15 protein-coding genes are annotated in these 20,366 nt (G+C 42.7%); 8 read left to right on the top strand and 7 right to left on the bottom strand.

All coding sequences use genetic code 11. The features are described 5' to 3' along the window. Positions 1-10: 10 nt before the first annotated feature. From CLV99_RS20100 to CLV99_RS20070, 7 genes are all read right to left on the bottom strand, one after another. Positions 11-1,165, bottom strand: coding sequence for an ABC transporter substrate-binding protein (locus tag CLV99_RS20100; protein WP_133586305.1), 1,155 nt, complete (start codon positions 1,163-1,165; stop codon positions 11-13). Between the two features lie 5 nt (positions 1,166-1,170). After that, complete coding sequence (locus CLV99_RS20095; protein ID WP_211348591.1) at positions 1,171-1,707, bottom strand: phage tail protein; 537 nt, start codon at positions 1,705-1,707, stop codon at positions 1,171-1,173. Positions 1,708-1,771: 64 nt separating this feature from the next. After that, positions 1,772-2,623: a bifunctional UDP-sugar hydrolase/5'-nucleotidase gene (locus tag CLV99_RS20090; protein WP_133586303.1), complete on the bottom strand. Its 852-nt coding sequence runs from the start codon at positions 2,621-2,623 to the stop codon at positions 1,772-1,774. 77 nt (positions 2,624-2,700) lie between these two features. Beyond that, positions 2,701-3,201, bottom strand: a complete 501-nt coding sequence (locus CLV99_RS20085) for a hypothetical protein (RefSeq protein WP_133586302.1) — start codon at positions 3,199-3,201, stop codon at positions 2,701-2,703. Positions 3,202-3,204: 3 nt separating this feature from the next. Beyond that, positions 3,205-4,698, bottom strand: coding sequence for an adenylyl-sulfate kinase (gene cysC, locus CLV99_RS23260; protein ID WP_162850171.1), 1,494 nt, complete (start codon positions 4,696-4,698; stop codon positions 3,205-3,207). After that, entirely contained in the window at positions 4,677-5,630 is a 954-nt protein-coding gene (locus CLV99_RS20075) for a hypothetical protein (RefSeq protein WP_133586301.1), read from the bottom strand. The genes cysC and CLV99_RS20075 overlap by 22 nt, the downstream gene beginning before the upstream one ends. Continuing rightward, positions 5,623-6,309 (bottom strand): aspartyl/asparaginyl beta-hydroxylase domain-containing protein, encoded by a 687-nt coding sequence (locus CLV99_RS20070; RefSeq protein WP_133586300.1) that lies wholly within the window; start codon positions 6,307-6,309, stop codon positions 5,623-5,625. The genes CLV99_RS20075 and CLV99_RS20070 overlap by 8 nt, the downstream gene beginning before the upstream one ends. Before the next feature lie 609 nt (positions 6,310-6,918). Here CLV99_RS20070 and CLV99_RS20065 point away from each other — a divergent pair. The 8 genes from CLV99_RS20065 to CLV99_RS20030 all read left to right on the top strand — a co-directional run bounded on the left by CLV99_RS20065 (position 6,919) and on the right by CLV99_RS20030 (position 20,276). After that, positions 6,919-7,950, top strand: a complete 1,032-nt coding sequence (locus CLV99_RS20065; protein WP_133586299.1) for a FecR family protein — start codon at positions 6,919-6,921, stop codon at positions 7,948-7,950. A 262-nt stretch (positions 7,951-8,212) separates the two neighbouring features. After that, on the top strand, positions 8,213-11,647 hold the full coding sequence (locus CLV99_RS20060; RefSeq protein WP_133586499.1) for a TonB-dependent receptor: 3,435 nt from the start codon (positions 8,213-8,215) through the stop codon (positions 11,645-11,647). Positions 11,648-11,649: 2 nt separating this feature from the next. Beyond that, the gene (locus tag CLV99_RS20055) at positions 11,650-13,392 is read left to right on the top strand and encodes a DUF4397 domain-containing protein (protein ID WP_133586298.1); all 1,743 of its coding nucleotides are present in this window, start codon (positions 11,650-11,652) and stop codon (positions 13,390-13,392) included. An 11-nt stretch (positions 13,393-13,403) separates the two neighbouring features. Beyond that, positions 13,404-14,651 carry a hypothetical protein gene (locus CLV99_RS20050; protein WP_133586297.1) on the top strand — a complete coding sequence of 416 codons (1,248 nt, stop codon included), beginning with the start codon at positions 13,404-13,406 and terminating at the stop codon, positions 14,649-14,651. A 15-nt stretch (positions 14,652-14,666) separates the two neighbouring features. Then, positions 14,667-15,713, top strand: coding sequence for a fasciclin domain-containing protein (locus tag CLV99_RS20045; protein ID WP_133586296.1), 1,047 nt, complete (start codon positions 14,667-14,669; stop codon positions 15,711-15,713). A 15-nt stretch (positions 15,714-15,728) separates the two neighbouring features. Then, the gene (locus tag CLV99_RS20040; protein WP_162850170.1) at positions 15,729-17,012 is read left to right on the top strand and encodes a fasciclin domain-containing protein; all 1,284 of its coding nucleotides are present in this window, start codon (positions 15,729-15,731) and stop codon (positions 17,010-17,012) included. Between the two features lie 7 nt (positions 17,013-17,019). Beyond that, positions 17,020-18,003, top strand: coding sequence for a fasciclin domain-containing protein (locus tag CLV99_RS20035; RefSeq protein WP_133586294.1), 984 nt, complete (start codon positions 17,020-17,022; stop codon positions 18,001-18,003). Between the two features lie 26 nt (positions 18,004-18,029). Beyond that, entirely contained in the window at positions 18,030-20,276 is a 2,247-nt protein-coding gene (locus CLV99_RS20030) for an IPT/TIG domain-containing protein (protein ID WP_133586293.1), read from the top strand. Positions 20,277-20,366 lie beyond the last annotated feature (90 nt).

Here is a 20,366-nt window from a genome sequence, read left to right as displayed (position 1 = left end):
TTAATTTAGCCTATACAGACCAGTAGGGATTTAAGTAACCGCTCACTGATTCTTCAAAAACTTGTGTCGCATCGTACCCCAGTGCAGTGCCTTGAGATAAAATAGTATAATTTATATGTTGACTAGTCGTTACTACTCTATTGATATCGACCAGAGGGTACGTCAACTCACTCCAGCCATGAATTGTGATTGCTCCCCTTGGACCTGTCACCCCAGACTGCCGAAATTTAGCAATAGCCGAACCAGTATCCCCTTTCATCAACTCGTCTCGCATCTGTACAACGACCTGTCCCAATTCAAATCCCAACATACTAAAAACGGATGCTGGTTGATGATTGGCACCTACAAATTGTTGTGTAAAAGATTGATTTAATGCCGAATGGTCTGTATCTTGCCAGTTAGAAGCTGCATAGAACTTTAGGTTCAAATGTTGGACATCACTCAACATATCTTTATAAGCCATATTCTCTATCGTCAGCAAAGGTATCGTATCATAAAATTTACTTGCTCGCCACTGCTTTAAAAATTCGGTTCCTAAAGTGCCCGAAAAAATAGCGTGGACAAAGTCGGGGGTATCTCGGTCTACGGCATCAAAAAAAGGTTGTAAGTTGACACTGTTATTGCTTACATAATTTTCGGGCAATACCATACAATTCAAAGCTTTTGAACCAGCGGCTCCCGCTCCATCCAAAAAAGCCTGATGCAGATTAAAGCCAGACTCATAGATGGGCATGATAATTTGTCCATCCGGACCAAATTCTTCCATGGCCCATTTTCCGAGCGTATACTCGCTTTGCCAATAGTCCATTGACAAGCAGCCTACGTTTTTACCGTAACCGTTTGAGGGATGGATCAGCTCTCCGAAATCTATAAAAAGCCCCGGCTTATTATAAGTATCTAACAAGAGAGCTATTTCAGTCAGCGATTTAATATTGACCATTCCACTAATTAGATCTACACCTTCAAAAAACAAGAGCTTTTGGACAGCTTCTTGCATCATCTTGTGCTGTCCTTGTCCAATATATACGGGTACAAACACTACATCTGTCGAAGTAAGCCCATATTGTGCAAGAGACGTAAAGAAACCTGCCATCATATGTTGTCCATAGAAGGGATACACCGCAGAGAAGGGGGTCAAAAAACCGATTTTAAGAGGTCTATTCATTTTTCCTAGTTACGAGAAGGAAAAATTCCTTCCATGACGACGACATAGCTTATCGCTAAATAAGGCTGTATAATTTGAAAAGCTTGGTTGTTTCCTACAGCTTCATTAAACATTACAGCTGTGGGATCACTAGGATTATTATTATATACGTTTAGGTTACTGGTATTGGGACCTGATCCTACTTTAGGACCAAATGCCAAACGCGCATTTGTAGGGTTTGGGGTATTTCCTGCTGCCGAAGTAGCCATCACATGTCTATGATTAGGCAACTGATTAGTCGTCAATGTAACATTTTCTACTCCTCCACTCTGTCCTAACGTATAATTCGAAAGCCCCGGACCTTGCCCCCATCCAATAGGAGTTCTTCCACGTAAGTCCGGTAATCCAAATGTTGTTTGACCGTTACCACCAAAAGTGGTTCCCAGTAATGCAAAAAGTGCTGTATTTTGGGCAAGAGATACCAATTGACCATTACAAAACATCGTGCCCCGCATTGCAAAGTTGCCACCGAACATCTTTATCATTCCCATATACTCTTCCATAATCTTATATCTTTATTGTTGTTAATATTATTTTTTATTCAAATCTCATTGCTCCACCGACACACTACGACCAGTGTATTGGATTTTTTGGTGGACAACAGGCAATTCTATTTGGTAGAACATATCCAGCAGTTTTCATATTTGCAGCATAATGCCCTAATTCGATAGCTTCCTTTCCTCCGTAAATCAGCGTTGCCTCTTTCTTATCCTTATTTCTAAGGATATAAATCGCATCCTTTGGGGCATCTGTAGCGACACAGAAAAACACATCAATGCCACCACTTTCCCTAACCAACTCCAACAATTCTTTCTTTTTGAGTCCATTAGGCACTAAGCAAATGGCCAGATCACATTGTTGCTCTTTCTTTAGCTGCTTGGCCAGCGACGTCAATATAACTACCTCTTGGTTAGAAGGACACATCGGCGCTGTTGCAAGAACTGCGACATTCTTGTCCGCTATTTCAACCAATTGAAAAGGTTTGATCCAATTCGACAACTCGGGGTTTCGCCATGTCGTCAAACTATTCACCAACGTAAAATCGCAAGACTTTGCTAATCTTAACAAATTATCTTCTCCTATGGCCATTTCATGTTTACCCAATGCCGCAGCCTGATACCCAAAAGCATTCATTTGGGCTACTCGATGCATCGTCTTTGTTTTTGATTGCTCAGTAAAATTACCTGCGTCTAGATAGACACCAGACATATTTTGCAATAGTGGTGCTACAGCAACATCTAGATGTTGTTTAAAATTCAAGTTTCCTGTAAAGAAGAAGTTCACGTTTCGCAAATCAAGCTTTAACTTAAAGCGTGCCGTACGAGACAAAGGTTGACTAACGCCTAATCTTGAGATTAGAAGCCCCCCTAATAAAAGTCCTGAACTTTTCAGGAAAAACCGACGATCACTTTTTTTCATACATCAATAATTACTTCTTGATCCGTCAGTTGACGGATCAGTTTGCCTTTTAATATTCATTAGCCTGTTCAGATTTATCAATCTCTTAACCATTTTTTCATTTTCGGGTAACAACTTTCATCATCCGCAGCCCTCTGTGGCCCCAGTTTACATAATCCCCAATATTGCAGTAGTGGCGTAAATAAATAATTACCGCTATTATAATTGCTTATCAACATCTCCGAATCATTCTTATAACCATTTGCATGAAATAAGACTTCAATCGGCATCTCCAGATGACATGCCGCGGCATAGCTCCAGGCGATAGCACTGAGTTCATAACCATCCAATGTATGCACAGGAATATCGCTTGCGTTTAGATCGCCACTACTGGACGCTCTTTCTTCTGGAGTCATTACAGCAATATGGCCTGCTTCATGCAACAAATCTCCCGGATACATCAACCTTGACCTATCTACAATTAAACTTCCCCCTTGTATCTCGATACCGGGCAAGAAGCAGTCATTCTCTAGGCCTTGCTCTTTAACCGGTATCCCAATCTCGCGCAAAAACGATATAATCCGCATTGTCCACAGCATATCTTACATTTCTATTTTATGGTACGCTAAATATTGTACAAAACGAGGCTTGCTCGCTGTATTAGCTGTTGCAGCATGTGGCAACGATTCAAGCCATAGGATAAGATCGCCCTTTTTTCCATGGAGCTTAATAGCCAATCCTTGTTCTCTTATCCATTCCATCGCTTTTTCTGGGGAACCATGCTCTTTTAATAATTCCTCCACCTTATTTTGGTAACCCGGCACCAGACTAAAAGCTCCGCCCTCAGGTTCTACATCATCCAGGTACAATAGCCCCTGTATGTAGTATCTTAGCCCGCGATCAAAGTCGATATCCCAATGTAAATCAGTACCTCTAAATTTATTTGACGTCGTTTCGGGAGGATTATACCCCAGTGGCAAAGTCTGGGAAACGATCGTCTTTTGCTGGTACAGATCTTCGAATACCCTTCGTATTTTCGGATTTCCTTTTAGCTTTTTAGAACCGGGGGTCGTTAATGAAGGTAACATGATACTCTGTATTTTTTCAGAACCCGCGGGCCACCAACTTTCCGGTCGTTCCAGATCCACTTCTAGATATTCACAGATCTGCTGCTTGACACAATCGCAGTCTTCCTCCGGAACTAATCCCGATAACTGAAGATATCCTTTCTCTTGCCAGTGTTGCCACTCTTCATCTGTCAACAACTGATTCTGATAACCTTCTTCTGGTTTCAAATCATGTAGTAATCGATGGAACTCTTGTACTTTTTCGTCAAGGTAAATTTTGCTGTCCCTCTGTCTAATCCATTGCTCTAAATCTGCTACATCCTTACATTCATTGTGTAAGAAAAACAGCAGATCAAAAATCGGGATATCAAACAGGGCACGGAATACCTGTTCCTGAGTCGCATAATGATCATTTTTTTTCTTTTGCCCATTTTTTGCACTTAAAAATAGGGACTCCAAAAAACGCTGAAAAAAAACGTCGGCTTGTTGTTGCTCTATAAATGCCTTGAACCATACCGTTACTTGTTCAACAGCTTCATTTATACCATGAACCCCTGTATCTATCGTCCACTTGGAGGTGTTAGGCTGTTCAAATGGATCGGATATTCCCGTAAAGTTGTTCATACGATTGGGATTCCCTTCGGGAAGCAATGCTTTTTGATAAAGGCCTTTGGGATCCCGCTCTATCAGCTGTTCCAATTCACACTTTACATAGAGCAGCGGGCTATTATACCTTTCCTGTAGAAGCCCTCTACCTTCTTCAAAAGGATTTATCGCTGCAATAATAACCGCATCGTATACTTCAGATAGTTCCTTAGCCCGTGCTGCCAAGCGCCTTATATTGGTTAGACGATCTTGACGACTGAACCCTAGATCCTTGCATAACGTTTTACGGTATTGATCCGCATCCATCACATATACATTATGTCCTTGTCTTGCCAAAACTTCCTGCACGCCAAAAGCCAAGGTCGTTTTACCAGCCCCAGACAATCCTGTCATTTGGATAATTATACCTTCTCGCTGCGACATAACAACTTATAATATTGTGAATAACTAGTATGACTGTGCTCATACAGAATACTCTCAGCGTCTTCCTGTCTTTCCTTAAACACCTGATCTGGATATTTACTATGCTTATTTAACCGATCCACAGCTGCCCCGGATGCGCTAAGCTGTGTCCCGACATGTGCATCAAAATCAGCTAATAAACCGAGCATACCCGACGCATAATCATAAAACCCGTCTAAAGGATTCCGCTGCGCCCGGACGTCTATCAGTCCTTTATAAAAGTTGCTCAACACATCTGCTGTAAAAAGGGAAAAATCAGCATAATGCCCAGCGTGCACCTGCACTGGATTTGCCCCCTCCGATAGATAGCCTGGTATCATCTGGATTCCCCTACGCTTTTCATGCGATTGGATTATTGCTTTCGGCTCCCTACTTAAAAAATAAAAAGGTGTGTTCAGAAACCACCCTCTTAACAAATTATATTGATGTATGTGCCAACTGTCCAATTTGATAAACAGTTGTTCCTGACCTAAACGTCGTTGTCCCAAGAAAGTCAATATGGCCTTGAAGAATCGCTCTCTAGAAATTTCTTCTGGCAATAGAGCTTCTTCCAATTGCAGTATTTCATCGAGCAAGGGGGCTTCTGGAATAACCACATACTTTTTATCAGCAACCAAACATTGTGACAATAAAGTAGAGCCACAACGACTCACATGGAAAATAAAAGCTGTTACAGGACAAGTTTCTACCTGTGATACCCATTCACACAGACTCCGGATATCAGACTGCGATACCAGTCTACCTCTCCCTTTATTTTTAGCACATATTCTATTTTCAAGAATAGTTTCATCAAAGAACGGTTCCGCTATAAAACGATCCTCTAGGTCAAGCCATAGTACACGCACCTCTTGGTCTACTATTTCTAACTTATATGGAATCCAATTGCTAAGCATCTTTAAGTTCCTTTCTCAGTTGTAGAATCAGCTGTCTAGCTCCTTCGCCCTCCATCATTTCCAATTGGGCAATCATTGCTCTTTTCGTAACCTCATCATAGCCCGGCTTTGCCGGCTCTACATAACCGTTCTCCGAAAACCACGCATCGGTAAGCGCATCTCTTATCCCATCTATTACCAGATGAACTCTTATCTGCTCACTTCTATTTATGATCTGATGTGTTTTGGAGAAATCCAGATACCAGCAACTTCCCTCTTCCATTACCACACGCTCGCCTTCCAAATAAAACTCTACATATGGGTTTGTACAAATGGGAATATGAATTCTATACACTCCATCCGTATAAGAGCAGCCCGGGTCTTTATGCGGTTTGATTTCGGCACCTGGATAAAGCGCCATCATTCGGATAGATTCTTTTGCTCCAGGAATACCATCAATCACAGCGCGCACATAAGGAACCTGATCCAACAACGGGGTATCCTGATACGATCCTTCACCACCAAAACCAACGATAGTTTGATTACGACCATCTACAGAACGTAAAGAAATACATTCCCAGTTTCCTTCATAATCACGCTGATTGAAATGTTGCACCCAATCATACTGCACGCAAATTTGTAGCTCTTCTTGGAGTAGAGCGACTTCATAGTCTCTGTTGAATTTGATCGAATTACACACGTTGCTTAATAATTGCGGTCGCTAAAATTAATTTAAAAACCCAAAAAATACACCATTCAAGGGGGGGACAATTGGGGGACAAATGAAGGACATTACACTTAAACCACTGTATTACAAATGGATAAAAACACTGTAATAGATCCTCAGAAGTACTTCCAACCTACCCTATTGAACTCCGGAATTCGCTTTTAAGGTAAACCACAGTCACCGCAGCATATACTTTTCATAGTTAATTTATCTTTTCATAAGTAGTTTGGCAGAGAATCCACGTATAGTCATACCTAACGGGTTTCTCGAATACTGGGTAAAAATATTCTATTTCCATCATTTTTTCTTAAGACGAGACCTCTTTTTTGACATATGTCAACCACTAGTTTAATAGCACAAGTTATAAATAAGGCAATAGATTTACTTAGATAATCAAGAGCAAGTACAAACAAGCTCACAAAGAAATGCGAACATCACTCCCTCCACTTATTAAGCTTAAACCATCCACTCGTTAACATCATAACGTATCTCACCTGATATATATTTAATATTTTTTTAACACTACCATAGTACTCGCTTAATCTATTGTCGTTATACTAGTATACCAGCACCTAATTTAGCATGGAGAGGAGATTTACAAAAGAACAGTTAGCGACCTTTTTGAGTTCAGAAAAAGAGCATAGCAATGACGGAGAGATACGGGAGTACTTAAATACCGAAGAAGGCAGAGCCTTTTTGGAGGAATATTTCCATTCGGTATGGGGACAGACTAACTCAGCACAGCTTGATTCGCAAAAGGAGCAGGAACTGTACCAAAAATTCCTTTTCAAAAAGAAAGAGCAGGAAGACCATTCCACAGTGTTACACATCGACCCCAAGCACAATAAACGTTCTTATCTACGTTATGTAGCTGCAGCGGCTGTCATTCTAGCAATAGGCTTTGGTATCCGCCAATATTATTTCCAGAACAACAATAAAGATCTAGCAAACACCACATGGGCTCCTTCTGGGCTAGACTCTGTAGTCACTGGGTTGGGCCAACGTGCCGAGATAAAATTGGCTGATGGTTCTGTAGCTCACTTAGGCCCCATGAGCACACTCTGGTACCCCAAAAAGTTCACAAAAGATGAACGGCATATTATCCTAAAAGGCCAAGCTTACTTTGATGTCAGCAAAAACCCAACTAAACCATTTCGGATTTCGAGTCACAATTACATAACAACCGTATTGGGCACGACTTTCCTAATCGATTCATACGAAGCAGACCGCTATAAACTACTGGTATCCTCAGGCAAAGTTCAAGTAGAGAAAAAGAACTCGGCCAACGAAACGCAGGTACTAGGCATCGTCACGAAAGGCCTGGAATTGATTGATCAGAACAGTCAACCGTTGATAAAGGATGCCGATTTATTAAAACTAGAAGCATGGCTCCATAAAGACCTCGTCTTCAATGGCGAGCGACTACAACAGATAGTAGAGGAGATCAACAGAAATTACGACCTAGAGATCACGATTGAAAACAAACAGCTCGAGGAGCTTCCTATTACGACAGTCATAAAACGAGGGACAAACATTAATCAGTTCTTAACACAATCCGGAGAAATATTTGGCTTCAAATTTAGTAAAAAAGGAAGGCAATATCACATATACTAACCTACTAACTAATACCAACAATAATTATGAACAAGCAATGAAAGAATAGACTTAAAGAATTATAGAACAGCTCTGATTGTATTGGAGAGAATCATACCGCCGGCAGAATTTTCGACGCCCTACCGGCTTATGATCCGCTAATAGTATGTCCGTGAAGTACACAGGATTTAACCATTAATTATGTAAAGTTATGCAAAAAGGATCAAAAACAAATCCTTTAAAAAGAAAGATTTATATCTACCGCAAGCAATTATTTTTTTGGATGAAATTTTCGCTGGTTGTTTTATACCTAAAGGTGTTTCTAATTACTGTTCTCTACGCCGAAAATAGCAAGGGACAGTCTTTGGATATGAAATTAAATATCGAACTCAGTAACAGTAGTATCAAAGAAAGCCTGAGTATACTGTCTAAAAAAACAGATGTATCTATTTCGTACCGAGATGATGTCATTGGTGGTTATACGAAAAAGGTAAGTCTTTCTATTCAGAATAAAACAGCACGACAGGTGTTAAATCAGATTCTGGATAGGACAGACCTCGTATACCACGAGACCGGAACCTACGTATTCGTGACCAAGAAAACCCAGCAGAACACCCTCGTTGGCGTCGTTTATGATGCCGCCAACCGCACCATTCTCCCAGGCGTATCTATCCGGCTTAAAGGTTACAATACATCCGTCATTAGCGACAAAGACGGCAGATTTCAGATCCAGATTCCCCAAGGTGGCGGCACATTGACATTCCAGTACCTGGGATATATGAAACAGGAAGTCAAATTTGACAAGTCGAATACCGCTATCCAGATATTCCTTAATAAAACATCAACGGAGCTCAACGAAGTGATTGTCAATAGTAGAAAGCGTGTAGCAACGGAGGCTGCCTTACTAGAAGAACGAAGATTGTCTTCTACGATTCAAGACGGTATTTCTGCCGAATTGATTGAACGTACCGCCTCCATTACGACTACCCAGGCCTTACAGCGCGTCACAGGCGTCACCGTTACTGATGATAAATATGTCGCTGTGCGCGGTCTTGGCGAGCGAAGTGTCATCGGTCAGCTCAACGGTGTACGTTTAGCCTCTTCCAATCCAGATCGTAGCGCGATTCCTCTGGATCTGGTACCTGCCTCACTGTTGGATAATATCACGGTATACAAGACAGCTACCCCCGACAAACCTGCAGATGCAGCCTCGGCCATAATTGAACTAAAAACTAAATCCATACCAGATACCATTACCTTGGAGTTTATCGCACAGACGGGGTTTAATTCGAACATCGGATTTGGTGGCCAATACAATAGCTTTAAGAATAATGATATGGGTATCGGCGGGCAGCGTATCAATAAGAAAAATCTACAGGACGATTTTCTTGCCCTCTCCCAGCAGTATCCCAATGGGCTTGGCTCTATTCAAAAACTGATAACAGATCGCAACTACAGTCCCGAAGCCTGGCAAGAAGTAGAACGCATAAATGGTATTATGCAGCGCTTTGACCCTATCATGACGACACAATACGATAATGCCAGCCCCAATCAGATATATTCCCTGACATTTGGAAATAATTACAAAGGATTTGGAAACGGAAAAGTAGGTGTCATATTGGGTGGTAATTATTACAAGCGCTACACGGACATCCGAGAAGGAATGCTAACCCAATACAGTGTCTATCAAGGGGTGGTTACCGGAAATCCGGATGTATACAGCCATCGTAATATTCCGAACTTTATAACACCTAACCGCCTTTATATGGGCCGTTATCAAAACTATTTGGAGAATACCGGTACAGAAACGGTCAACTATGGCGTATTGGCGGGTCTAGCTTACCGTTTCAACCCCAGACATGAACTTGCCTTCCAATACATGGGCTCTTGGGGCGGGGAGAACAAAGCAGTCAACATGAACGGTGGCTATGAATATACCGGATTGCCAGGTACGGTAGATAGCTATATCTATTCCCTGCAGCAGGCCTATCGGACATTAGATATATTTAATTTCCAAGGAGAGCATAAGTTTGGAACAGGTGAATTTGCACCTCGATTAAGCTATAATGGTGCCAGCTCGACTTCTGGCCAGAATGAACCGGATTACCGCTTCGCAGGACTGGCTGTATACACCCCAGATGCCGGTGGATACTATAAAAGACCTTATTTTCAAGACGGCAACACCGTTATGGCGGATACCTACAGTGAGCATCTCTACGCCTTGACATCGGGGTATGTAAATGGATATGGCACCTATGGAATTATACAGGCCGAACCTAACGGTCGCCGTTGGCGAGATTTAAAGGAAAAGAACTACAACTACAAAGCCGACCTGTCCTTCCCTTTCTTACTATTCGACGGCAAGCAGGAATTCAAAACAGGGGTCAATTATTTATTTAGGGACCGCACCTTTAACGAAAACCACATGTTTATTCCGGGCTCTAACTTTGTAGGTAATAAGTCTATACCACTATATGATGTACAAGGAGACCTAGATCGATTGGTAGGGCCGGAGATTATCGGGATCAAGCCACCTACGGTACAAGGTGAGGGCGCTATGCCTATCGGAGGCTTTCTTTACAACAGTCAGAAATCGCCCAATAACTATAAAGGCTATTATGAAACCAATGCTTTCTACGGTATGTTAGACCTCCATCCTTCGGACAAATGGCGCATTACAGGTGGCGTACGCTTCGAAATGACCAACATCGGTTCTCGCGTAGATACAGCCAATGTATTCTTAGATCCAGGTCTTACCGCCACATCCCAAGACGGTAAAAAGATTCCTATGCTCTTGATCGAGCCCAATTCCCTATACCGCACCGGATACAAGCCTTTTTATTCGGTCAACCTCACTTACCATCCTAAAGAAAAGATGAACGTCAGGGTGGCCTACAACAGTACATTAGCAAGACCCGAGCTCCGTGAAATAACCAATGTCTTCGAGTTTGACGCATTTCAAATGGGTCTTGTCATTGGAAATCCGAACTTAAAAAATCAATACACACAAAATCTGGATTTTAGGTGGGAATGGTTTCCAAACACAGGCGAGGTTTTGGCGGTATCAGCCTTCGGAAAGCAGATTGAAAATCAACTGATCCGAGTATTTAATCTAAAGACGGATGGACTGGCAGCCACCTACCCCGAGTTTCCGACGATACAGTATCAGAACGACCAAAACATGGGGTATGTATGGGGATTGGAATTGGAAGTCGTAAAGCGCTTTGAAACATTGTGGCCTGCAATGAAGGGATTTTCACTGGGCTCTAACCTCATGCTCGCACAGAGTAACATCAAAAAATCCGACGAGCGCTATCTAGCCAACAAATCGTTGGACAGGCATACACCAAAAAACAGTCCCCTATTTGAACAGGCACCTTACTCGGTAAACGTGTGGCTCAACTATGTCAACAAAAAATGGGGTACAGATCTCACTACCACCTTTAATATGGTCGGCGAAAGATTAGTACAGATAAATCTAACTGGTGAGCCCGACCTCTACAGCCGTCCCGTACCGATGCTAGATTTTGTATTTACACAAAAGCTTTATCGAAAAATAAACCTCAAAGGTTTTGTAAAGAACATCTTAGACCCGGCCATAAAAACGGTATATGCCAACCCTGGTACAGGAGGGCTCTGGTATGGCAACAGTTACATCAACAGAAGTTATAACAGGGGAATGGAAGTAGTCTTTGGTTTAACCTATAACCTATTTTAATCATGTTAAACAAGAATAGCATACGTACTTTGTTTCTAGCATTGTCTTTAGCGTTCACGGCCTGTCAAAAGGATAAACTAGATAATGTACAGATAAATCTTATCCCAAAAGATATTGACCTGACGCCTTCGGCAGTGCGGATCATCGATTTATATGGTCTCAATCATGTCAAAGCAAATGGGGATAGCTTAACCAACTTCTCTCCACCAGTGACGGGCGAGGTATTTCGCTTTCCCGCTACAGCTTATTTTTCTGGGGATGGCCGTTTCGGAAATCATTGGTGGTCCGACAACAATATCGATGGTAAAGTAGGCGCCATATGGAATATCCCGAAAAAACTATTCAAACAAGATGGTTCTATCGATCTGGAATTTTACAACCTGACACTAGGTGGTACTATTGACGAATTTGCGGCATACTCCATTAAAAATTCGGATAGCCCCAGGGATCATTATGTATCTCCATTCCATACCTATGCATATGGTGGCAGCTCCTACTTCGTCGAAGTGCCGCGGGAGACCTCAGCGCCAAAGGAAGGCTATTTTAAAATTCGCTTACTCAATCTCAGCGCTCCGGTATCCACTCCAGTTGCTGCCTATGGTCAACTGGAAGACCTAACAGGTCCAATGACCCTCACCTATGCAGACGGATCGGCAGTAGATGCCAAAACAAATGCCGTAGCTATAGGAAAAGCTTCAGAATACGTAGAGATCCCTTATGGTACCTATCAGTTTAAGGCCCTGACCCAGACGAATAAAATAGTACCTGGCACCTCCGGAAATATGACCTACAGAACCATAGACCCGGGTACATCCAGTATTGCGATAAGCCGCTTTGAGCCGAGCGACGTTATCTACTCCAGTATCCAAACTTTTCAGCCAGGAGGAATATATACCATCGTCATTACACCAATGAGTTTTGAGTACTTTAGGAATGAATTGGGCTATAAGTATATGCTCAAGCAAAATGCCATAACTGTGATTGCCGATGTGGCCGAACCGATCAATACCTCCCTATTTAGGGTGCAGGGTTTTAATGCTACTCCGGATAAAAAGATCCGCTTTTCTGCCAATGGCAAAGAAATAGGCAGTACGGTACCCTTTGCCCAATCCACTTCATACAGTAGTTTCACCCCTAGTGAGCAAGCGTTCGAAATAAAGGATGAAAATGGAATAGTATTGGATAAATTGACCTATATAGCGAGACCCAATGAAAACTATACCTTATGGTCCTATCCCGATCCACAGGGGCAGATCAAAATAGGCCTTACCGTAAATAATCTGAGCGCACTGATGCCTATTGCCGGAACAGAGGCCGACGGCACCTACGCTTATACCAAGAATAGCTTTCCGACAGATTTTCGCTTTGTCAATCTATGTCCCGACATCCCATACCTCAGTATCACAGCTGATGATGGCCAACCTTTGGGCGAAAAAGGAAACAAAGCCGTATATAACCTCCAGCCAGGCATTTTTACCACTACCGCTCCCTATATAAGGGCTACTTTCAAGCAGCTGATGGCCTACAGATCAGCGCCAGGCGTTATTCCTGGCACTTGGGCCGAAGATATCCCTGTGATCAAAGGACAAGATTTAATAGCAAACAAAGATCTCTACCAGCGTATCGGCAAAGTTTTGCCACCTTACGAAACAGGGATATACACCATCGCATTGATAGGACGAACTGGCCCTAATGTGCCCAATGCTCAAAAAGCGCGTCTGGTCATTCTAAAACACAATAAATAGAACCTAAGAGGATGAAACGAGAGCTACAAATAAAAAGGATAATTTATACCCTATTATTATTGGGTATAGTACAGATCAATCTAAGCTGTTCAAAAGTAGAATACACATCTACTGAAAATCCAGCCTACTTACGGGTATTCAATAATATGTATTTCTATAGAGATGCGGCCCATAAAAGTGAGCCTTATCCCATGTTCACCATGCTAATAGACCCTAGTTTCGATGCACAGGGCAAATTAACCGGGGCTGCGATTGTAGGTGATTACCTAGATCAAAGGGATAGCTATGCCCCACCCTATCCGACTCACATCGGTAATAGCACATCTGTCTTCAATCCAGAATACCCTGGAAAGGAAAAAGTATTGGTAGGACCTATCCTCAATGGATTTGACCTGAGCAGCTGGGCACAGATCCCATCCGGAAAGAAGCGCATCATGTTTGTCTACCGTCCAAAAACTACCGTACCGTTCTTTCAGCTCGAAGAGCGTTTACGCAGCACCATTTTTATAGATACAACATTAAACATCACAGAAGGTGAAGTATATACACTGAACCTAATCCAGAAAGATTTCAACACCAAGAAAAACGGTATAATCCTACGACAGGAAATCTTCCATAAAATCGCACTAGCAGACTCTCTGACTTATGTTAATTTCTACAACATGAGTGCTAAAGGATACCTCGAAGCAAGCAAAAGGACGAAAGAGGATATCTCAGATGTCATCTGGTTTAATGAAGGGCTTCGCGACACCTTGTCCGTACATCTTTCCATTATGGAAAACTATAGAGATGAAATGAACTTCGCTAAATCAAGAGGTATATCTGGATACGACAGACAGTTTGTTACGACGCTATTAAGAGATTGCGAGTCGACTCGGGTAGCCTCCTACCATAGCTTTCCTACCTTTCCAAAATCAGGGAACAATACTATTTACACCGATGTATGGCAAATGTTCTTTTTTAGACACCCTTCGATCGATGTAGACCGGATATATCAGTATGGAATCAATGAGCCGGACGGCAAATTTGCTATGATGGCCTGCTACAAAGACGGGCGGACCACTCCACCCTACAATCCCATGGTTTATCGTTCGCCGATGTTCCCCAATCTATTGATCAATACACATTCGGGTGTACATAATCCACGGACATTTAGCTCCGTGAATACCATTGAGATTGTCAATGGACGGGTATTTCTCACGACCGTACAACGGGAATATGCTCCACCGATATATCGAAAACAACAACTAACCTACTAACAAGCTTAAATAAACATGAAACTCAGATTAAATATATCGCTTTTATATCTCCTGGTTGCGGGCTTATTGGCTGTTTCCTGCGACTTTGAGCCTGTACGCCTCGCAGAGCCCAATGAAAAGATACGCCCTATGGCAGCCTATCTGAAAAACAATTATGAGTTCTCCCTTTTTTCGGCAGCTTTGGAATATACAGGCCTAGAGGACGAATTGAATCAGGGCGGCCCGTACACTATTTTTGTGCCCACCAATAGAGCATTCAATGAGTTGGGAATAAATAGGCCAGAGGATTTTCAGACGAATAACCGCGACAGCCTACGTACCGCCATACGGTATCACATCCTCAAACGCCGACTGAATGTTGACAACGACATCGCGCTAGGCAGTACTGACAATTTATTTGAAACCATAGATGGCCCTCCTCTGTACATCAGCCGTGACGAAACACCAGCATCGTATAATAGAACATTTGTCAATGGTATACAGATACAGCGTAAAAACCTGGAGACATCCAATGGGGTATTGCACAGCATTGATGCCGTATTCAAATATCAGAATAGCACCATTCAATCCTATCTAGAAAGTCAGGAAAAATTCTCCTGCCTTCGAGCGGGGCTTAAGAAGTTTGGACTGTGGGATCAACTAAAGGATGAAAAACCTCAAACCATAGTCGCTCCGAATAATAATGCTTTTAAGAAAAATGGAATAAGTCTAGAAGATATTAACAAGATGAGCCCCGATAAATATGGACAGCGTTTATTTGCAGCCTATATCTTTCCACTCAGTTTCTTTATGAAGGATTTCAACTTGTACCCATCAGTGGGTATCGGCTATTATGCCGGCGCACCGCTACGCTATCCTGTACCTGGCGATGAGCATTATACCTACGGTATAGCCGCCGATCACAACAATATCTTTATTATGCTAAGCAAGTATAATGACTATCCTATCATTAGAGACCTTCCTATCAACCAAAAATCGAAAAGAGATTATCTGTTGAATAATGGTGTACTGCATGAAATAGAAGAGATGCTCATACTTCCCTCAGAATCTCTTAAACCTTAATTTATGATCAGCTTTATGAAACGGTTCCATATCCCATACCTTACTACCATCGTGCTTCTGACCATAGGTCTATGTAGCTCCTGCCTGAAAAAAGAATTCATGCCTCCTCCTATTGGTGAGTCGATACCTTATCAGGACAGTATCCCCACATTCTATGAAGCCTTTTCGGATCCCGCTTACTCAACATTTCTCCACGCATGGAGACGAAGCCGCATCAGTAGTCAGGTGAATGTACAAGATCCAAAAACTAAATTTACCGTTCTGATTCCAGACAACCAGGCTATGGCCCAAGCAGGATATACCCTCGCCAAAATCAACCAGATGTCCTTGAACGACATTGATAGTCTAGTTTTTTACCACACCATAAAAGGACAGATGCCCCAAAAAGGTATTGAAGAGAGTAAAGGCAATACGAGACTAAATACCCTCTTAACCCATCCCTCTGAGATGGAAGGTGGAACTTCTGAAACCGGAGAAAACAGCGTTTTCCACTATAAATATAAAGTCTACTTCGGAATAGAGAACCAACAGATCCTGCTAAACGGAAAACCACATGGCCCTCAAAACAGGATAGTCGAGAGCAAGCAGGCTACCCTGATACCAATCAGCAAAGTGCTAGTCAGGCCTAGTAAAACAACTGCACAGTTCTTGAGAGAAGATGGTCGGTTCAGCATGTTTATCAAAGCACTCAACTACAGTGATAGCCTTTATCACGAAATGCAGACCGAGAGTAACCCGTACTATTATCAGCCAGAAGGTTACCAATTACGCATGAATATGCTGTCGACTTTTAATTCGACCTCGCTATTGGTCCCTACGGATGATGCGTTCAAAAAAGCGGGAATCTACACGGTCAGCGATATCGAGAAACTCTGCGAACGCTCCCCCGTACAAGTTAAGAACTGGACAGGGACTATGTCGAATTTCTCGGTGATCGATTCCGTCATGAACAACCATTGGTGGCAGATCAATTCCTGGAATGTATTGGCAACCGACCCCAGGGGCCTTGCCACCTACCATCAGGCCAAGAATGCTTTCACACCCTTCTCTACCTTTTTCAGCAACGATCTCAGAAATGAAATTCTAGGTACTATTGTGCTTAGCTGGGAGGTTGATCAAGGCTACCGAATAGATAGTAACAACTTGGAATTTGACCGTGCTAACAATGAAATCCGTATAAAGACCAAAGGTTCTAAGCATCCTGCGGCAAAAGTTATTGAACAGGATATCCTAACCTACACCGGAGTTGTGCATGTAATCGATCGGCTCTTGCTTCCCAAAGATTTCAAACTAAACTAACTGAACCATGAATAGATCCTTTATACTATATCTGTCTTTTGCCTATTACCTATTCGCTACTTCATGTAGTCGCGACAAGGACTATGTATTGGATATTGACTATAATACTACCGCATTAGTAATTGCTGACAATGACAATCTATCGGTATTTAATGCAGGTATGCGTCCGATCGGACTCATCGAGAAGCTGCAAGCTCCAGGCCCGTTTACCGTATTGGTTCCTAGTGATGCGGCCTTTCAAAAGGTAGGAATGGACAGCAAATCGATACAGCTCCTATCTACCCAAAATCTATCCAATCTGATGCTGTATCACATCATAGACGGTACTTACCGTCTCGATAACCTGCCCTTTTTATTCAATCAGGAGATCAAATCCCAACGGGGCAAACTGTATGTAACCCATTGGATTAAAGAACGGGACACCATACTAACGATAAATGGGGCACGGATTCTCAATCAACGCATGACAACGAGTAACGGACTGATTCATGTAATCGATCGGGTTCTTGAGCCTTTCAAACACGAACGGTTAAATGATGCTATCAGTGATGACAACAATTTAACTTTCTTTAAAGAAGCCCTACGCTCCTCGGGTCTGGAACCACTGCTGAACAGAGAAGGAGAATATACCGTATTTGCGCCCAATAATACCGCTATGAAAGCCAACGGCTTTAACAGCATACAGCAAATACATGATACTGATCCCGAGCTGCTGAAAAGTTTTATCCGATACCATATCGCAGATACCAGACGGTTTGTCTACGATTATATCTTAACCACCGATAAGACCAATATCAGCCAGCAACGCATGCTGGATGGCTACAACTGTAGAATAAACCTTCTCCCGGATTACTGGGCACCAGGTTCATTCCTCGGGATTACGTTGCAAGGCCCAGGAAATCTGTCACCCATCTCGGTGGCCAAACAGGATGTACTGACCGGAAATGGCATTTTACATACCATCAATGGGATACTAAAACCTACGCGGTAACACACTGAACCTTAATTTGAAAAGAAATGAAAAGAACAAAATTGCTATACGATACAACCACCTACAGAACCTATTGCCATCTTCTGCTCCTTTTGGTATCAGTGGGCCTTTTCATAATAGGTTGTAAAAAAGAGGAAGGTGGATCTGCCGGTCCGAAAAACCCTATCGTAGAGAGTTTCTATCCGAACAGTGGAAACGAAGGGACACTAGTCACCTTATTGGGAAAAAACCTGAATGCCGAAAAAGTTGAAGTTCACTTTGCCGGCACCAAGGCCGAAATATTTACGAGCAAAGAAGATGAACTGGTTGTACAGGCTCCTAAAGGTGGTAATTCAGGCATGCTGGTACTTGCCGTAGGCGACAAGCGTATTGAAGTGGGCAACTATACCTATCAGGCACTGAGTATACATGGGCTGTCCCCTTCAAATGGTACAGCAGGGTCACATATCCGCATTTCAGGAACCGGTTTTAGCAGTATTAAAGAACCTGCTAAGGTACAGGTCAACGGCAAGGAAGCCATTGTGATCAGCGTTTCCGACACCGTGATGGTCGCTCAGGTACCAAAAGACGCCGGAACAGGTGCAGTCGTGGTACGGGTTAATGGTATGGAGTCTACCGGTCCTATCTTTACCTATCAGACCATCGAAGATATCAAACCCCGTACCGGTGGTGTTGGTACACGTATCACGGTAAAAGGAACTGGATTCAATGGCGAGCTATCACAGATCTCTGCCGATATCAACGGCAGCGCAGCTACCTTAGTATCCGCCAATGATACCGAAGTAGTTCTCACCGTACCTCAAGGAACAGAAAGCGGTCCGCTATCTATCACCATCAACGGTCAGCGAATCACGGGGCCAGACTTTACGATGGTCCCCCCGCCTAGCATAGACGTCGTGAGTCCTTTGAGTGCGCCAGCTGGAACAGAAATAGCGATTAAGGGATTAAATTTCAGCACAGTTTTAGATGAAAACAAAGTCCTTATCAACGGCCAAGAAGTCACCCCATCGTCTGTAAGCTTCTCAGAGATCAAGTTTATCCTTCCAAGTGGTATCGGTGCTGGAGATCTTGTGGTCAATGTAAATGGACAGTCTATGCTAGGTCCGAAATTCACCGAACAGAATCTGGGTATCCAAAGCGTAAGTCCTGATAATGGACTCGCTGGCACCGAAGTGATCATCAAGGGAATCGGATTCAGCGCCGATATGAATCAAAATCAGGTTTACTTCAACGGTGTGCAGGCACAGATCCTTTCAGCAAACAGTTCAGAGATCAAAGTAATAGCTCCTGCCAACCTAAGTACGGGTCAGTTACAAGTGCACAGCAATGGTCTAATCGCCAATGCTCCAAACTTATTCCGCAGAGCGGGAATCGTCACCATTGCCGGTGGACCTAATACAAATATCTTTGACTTCCAACTCCGCAACGGAAGCTTGGCTGTGGATAGTAAAGGTAACATCTATGTAGCCGAGTGTGTTAACAATGTCATTAAAAAGGTCACCCCATCGGGTCAGGTCAGTCTGTTCGCAGGCAGTAGCACAGGCAAAGCAGGATATGCAAATAGTACACGGGACAAATCCCTATTTAATATGGGATACTCCGAAACCAGATTATGGATTGATCATCAGGATAACCTCTATATTGCCGAAAAAAACAACTCGGCTATACGGATCATACGTGCTAATAGTGAAAACGTAGAAACCTATATCGAAGGTACCGGTACTGAAAATGTATTGTTGGTAGAAAACGGAGACTTCTATGCACTACGGGACAACGGACAGCTTTACCATATCCCCAAAGCAACCGGCAACCGGGTAGAAATGAAACTCATAAGCTCCAACAATTATAACACCTATATAGGTGACCGGCGATTTGCCATTGGGCCTAATAACTTCCTGTACCGACTTATCGACGATTATGACACCTTCTTTAATCTACCTACCGGTATAGTGGGAAGCTACTCAGACTATGGTTACAAAGATGGCATAGGAGACAATGCACGTCTGGGTTTTAAAATAGGATCTATCATCAAGTCTGGGCCACAAGAGTTAGTGGTACTAGATGGTTTCGTTAATGGGGCCATTCGCAAGGTAAATACAGCGACAAGAGAAGTCAGTACGATTTTGAAATTTGTTGACAATACATTCAAAGATGGTACACTCCACAATGCTGGCGGATCGACGAACCAAGCGGATATGTATGTAACCCGGGATGGCACCATCTATTTACTGGACACTAGAAATCAAGCTGTTCGAAAAATATTCTTAAAGTAACTCAATAATCCATATCGAAACAGATTATCCCCACCCTAGCTAGCCAAAAATTAGCCAGGCCAGGATTGCTCTGTCTCTTAATCATCAAAA

Source organism: Sphingobacterium yanglingense (genome assembly GCF_004363245.1).
GTDB lineage: Bacteria > Bacteroidota > Bacteroidia > Sphingobacteriales > Sphingobacteriaceae > Sphingobacterium > Sphingobacterium yanglingense.
The sequence above is the reverse complement of the archived record's forward strand: the minus strand, read 5'-3'. Positions and strand labels throughout refer to the sequence as shown.

Bases quoted from the DNA above. Each gene is read 5' to 3' on its own strand.
- CLV99_RS20100 (WP_133586305.1), bottom strand. From the start codon at position 1,165: ATGAATAGACCTCTTAAAATCGGTTTTTTGACCCCCTTCTCTGCGGTG.
- CLV99_RS20095 (WP_211348591.1), bottom strand. From the start codon at position 1,707: ATGGAAGAGTATATGGGAATGATAAAGATGTTCGGTGGCAACTTTGCA.
- CLV99_RS20090 (WP_133586303.1), bottom strand. From the start codon at position 2,623: ATGAAAAAAAGTGATCGTCGGTTTTTCCTGAAAAGTTCAGGACTTTTA.
- CLV99_RS20085 (WP_133586302.1), bottom strand. From the start codon at position 3,201: ATGCTGTGGACAATGCGGATTATATCGTTTTTGCGCGAGATTGGGATA.
- cysC (WP_162850171.1), bottom strand. From the start codon at position 4,698: ATGTCGCAGCGAGAAGGTATAATTATCCAAATGACAGGATTGTCTGGG.
- CLV99_RS20075 (WP_133586301.1), bottom strand. From the start codon at position 5,630: ATGCTTAGCAATTGGATTCCATATAAGTTAGAAATAGTAGACCAAGAG.
- CLV99_RS20065 (WP_133586299.1), top strand. From the start codon at position 6,919: ATGGAGAGGAGATTTACAAAAGAACAGTTAGCGACCTTTTTGAGTTCA.
- CLV99_RS20060 (WP_133586499.1), top strand. From the start codon at position 8,213: ATGAAATTTTCGCTGGTTGTTTTATACCTAAAGGTGTTTCTAATTACT.
- CLV99_RS20055 (WP_133586298.1), top strand. From the start codon at position 11,650: ATGTTAAACAAGAATAGCATACGTACTTTGTTTCTAGCATTGTCTTTA.
- CLV99_RS20050 (WP_133586297.1), top strand. From the start codon at position 13,404: ATGAAACGAGAGCTACAAATAAAAAGGATAATTTATACCCTATTATTA.
- CLV99_RS20045 (WP_133586296.1), top strand. From the start codon at position 14,667: ATGAAACTCAGATTAAATATATCGCTTTTATATCTCCTGGTTGCGGGC.
- CLV99_RS20040 (WP_162850170.1), top strand. From the start codon at position 15,729: ATGAAACGGTTCCATATCCCATACCTTACTACCATCGTGCTTCTGACC.
- CLV99_RS20035 (WP_133586294.1), top strand. From the start codon at position 17,020: ATGAATAGATCCTTTATACTATATCTGTCTTTTGCCTATTACCTATTC.
- CLV99_RS20030 (WP_133586293.1), top strand. From the start codon at position 18,030: ATGAAAAGAACAAAATTGCTATACGATACAACCACCTACAGAACCTAT.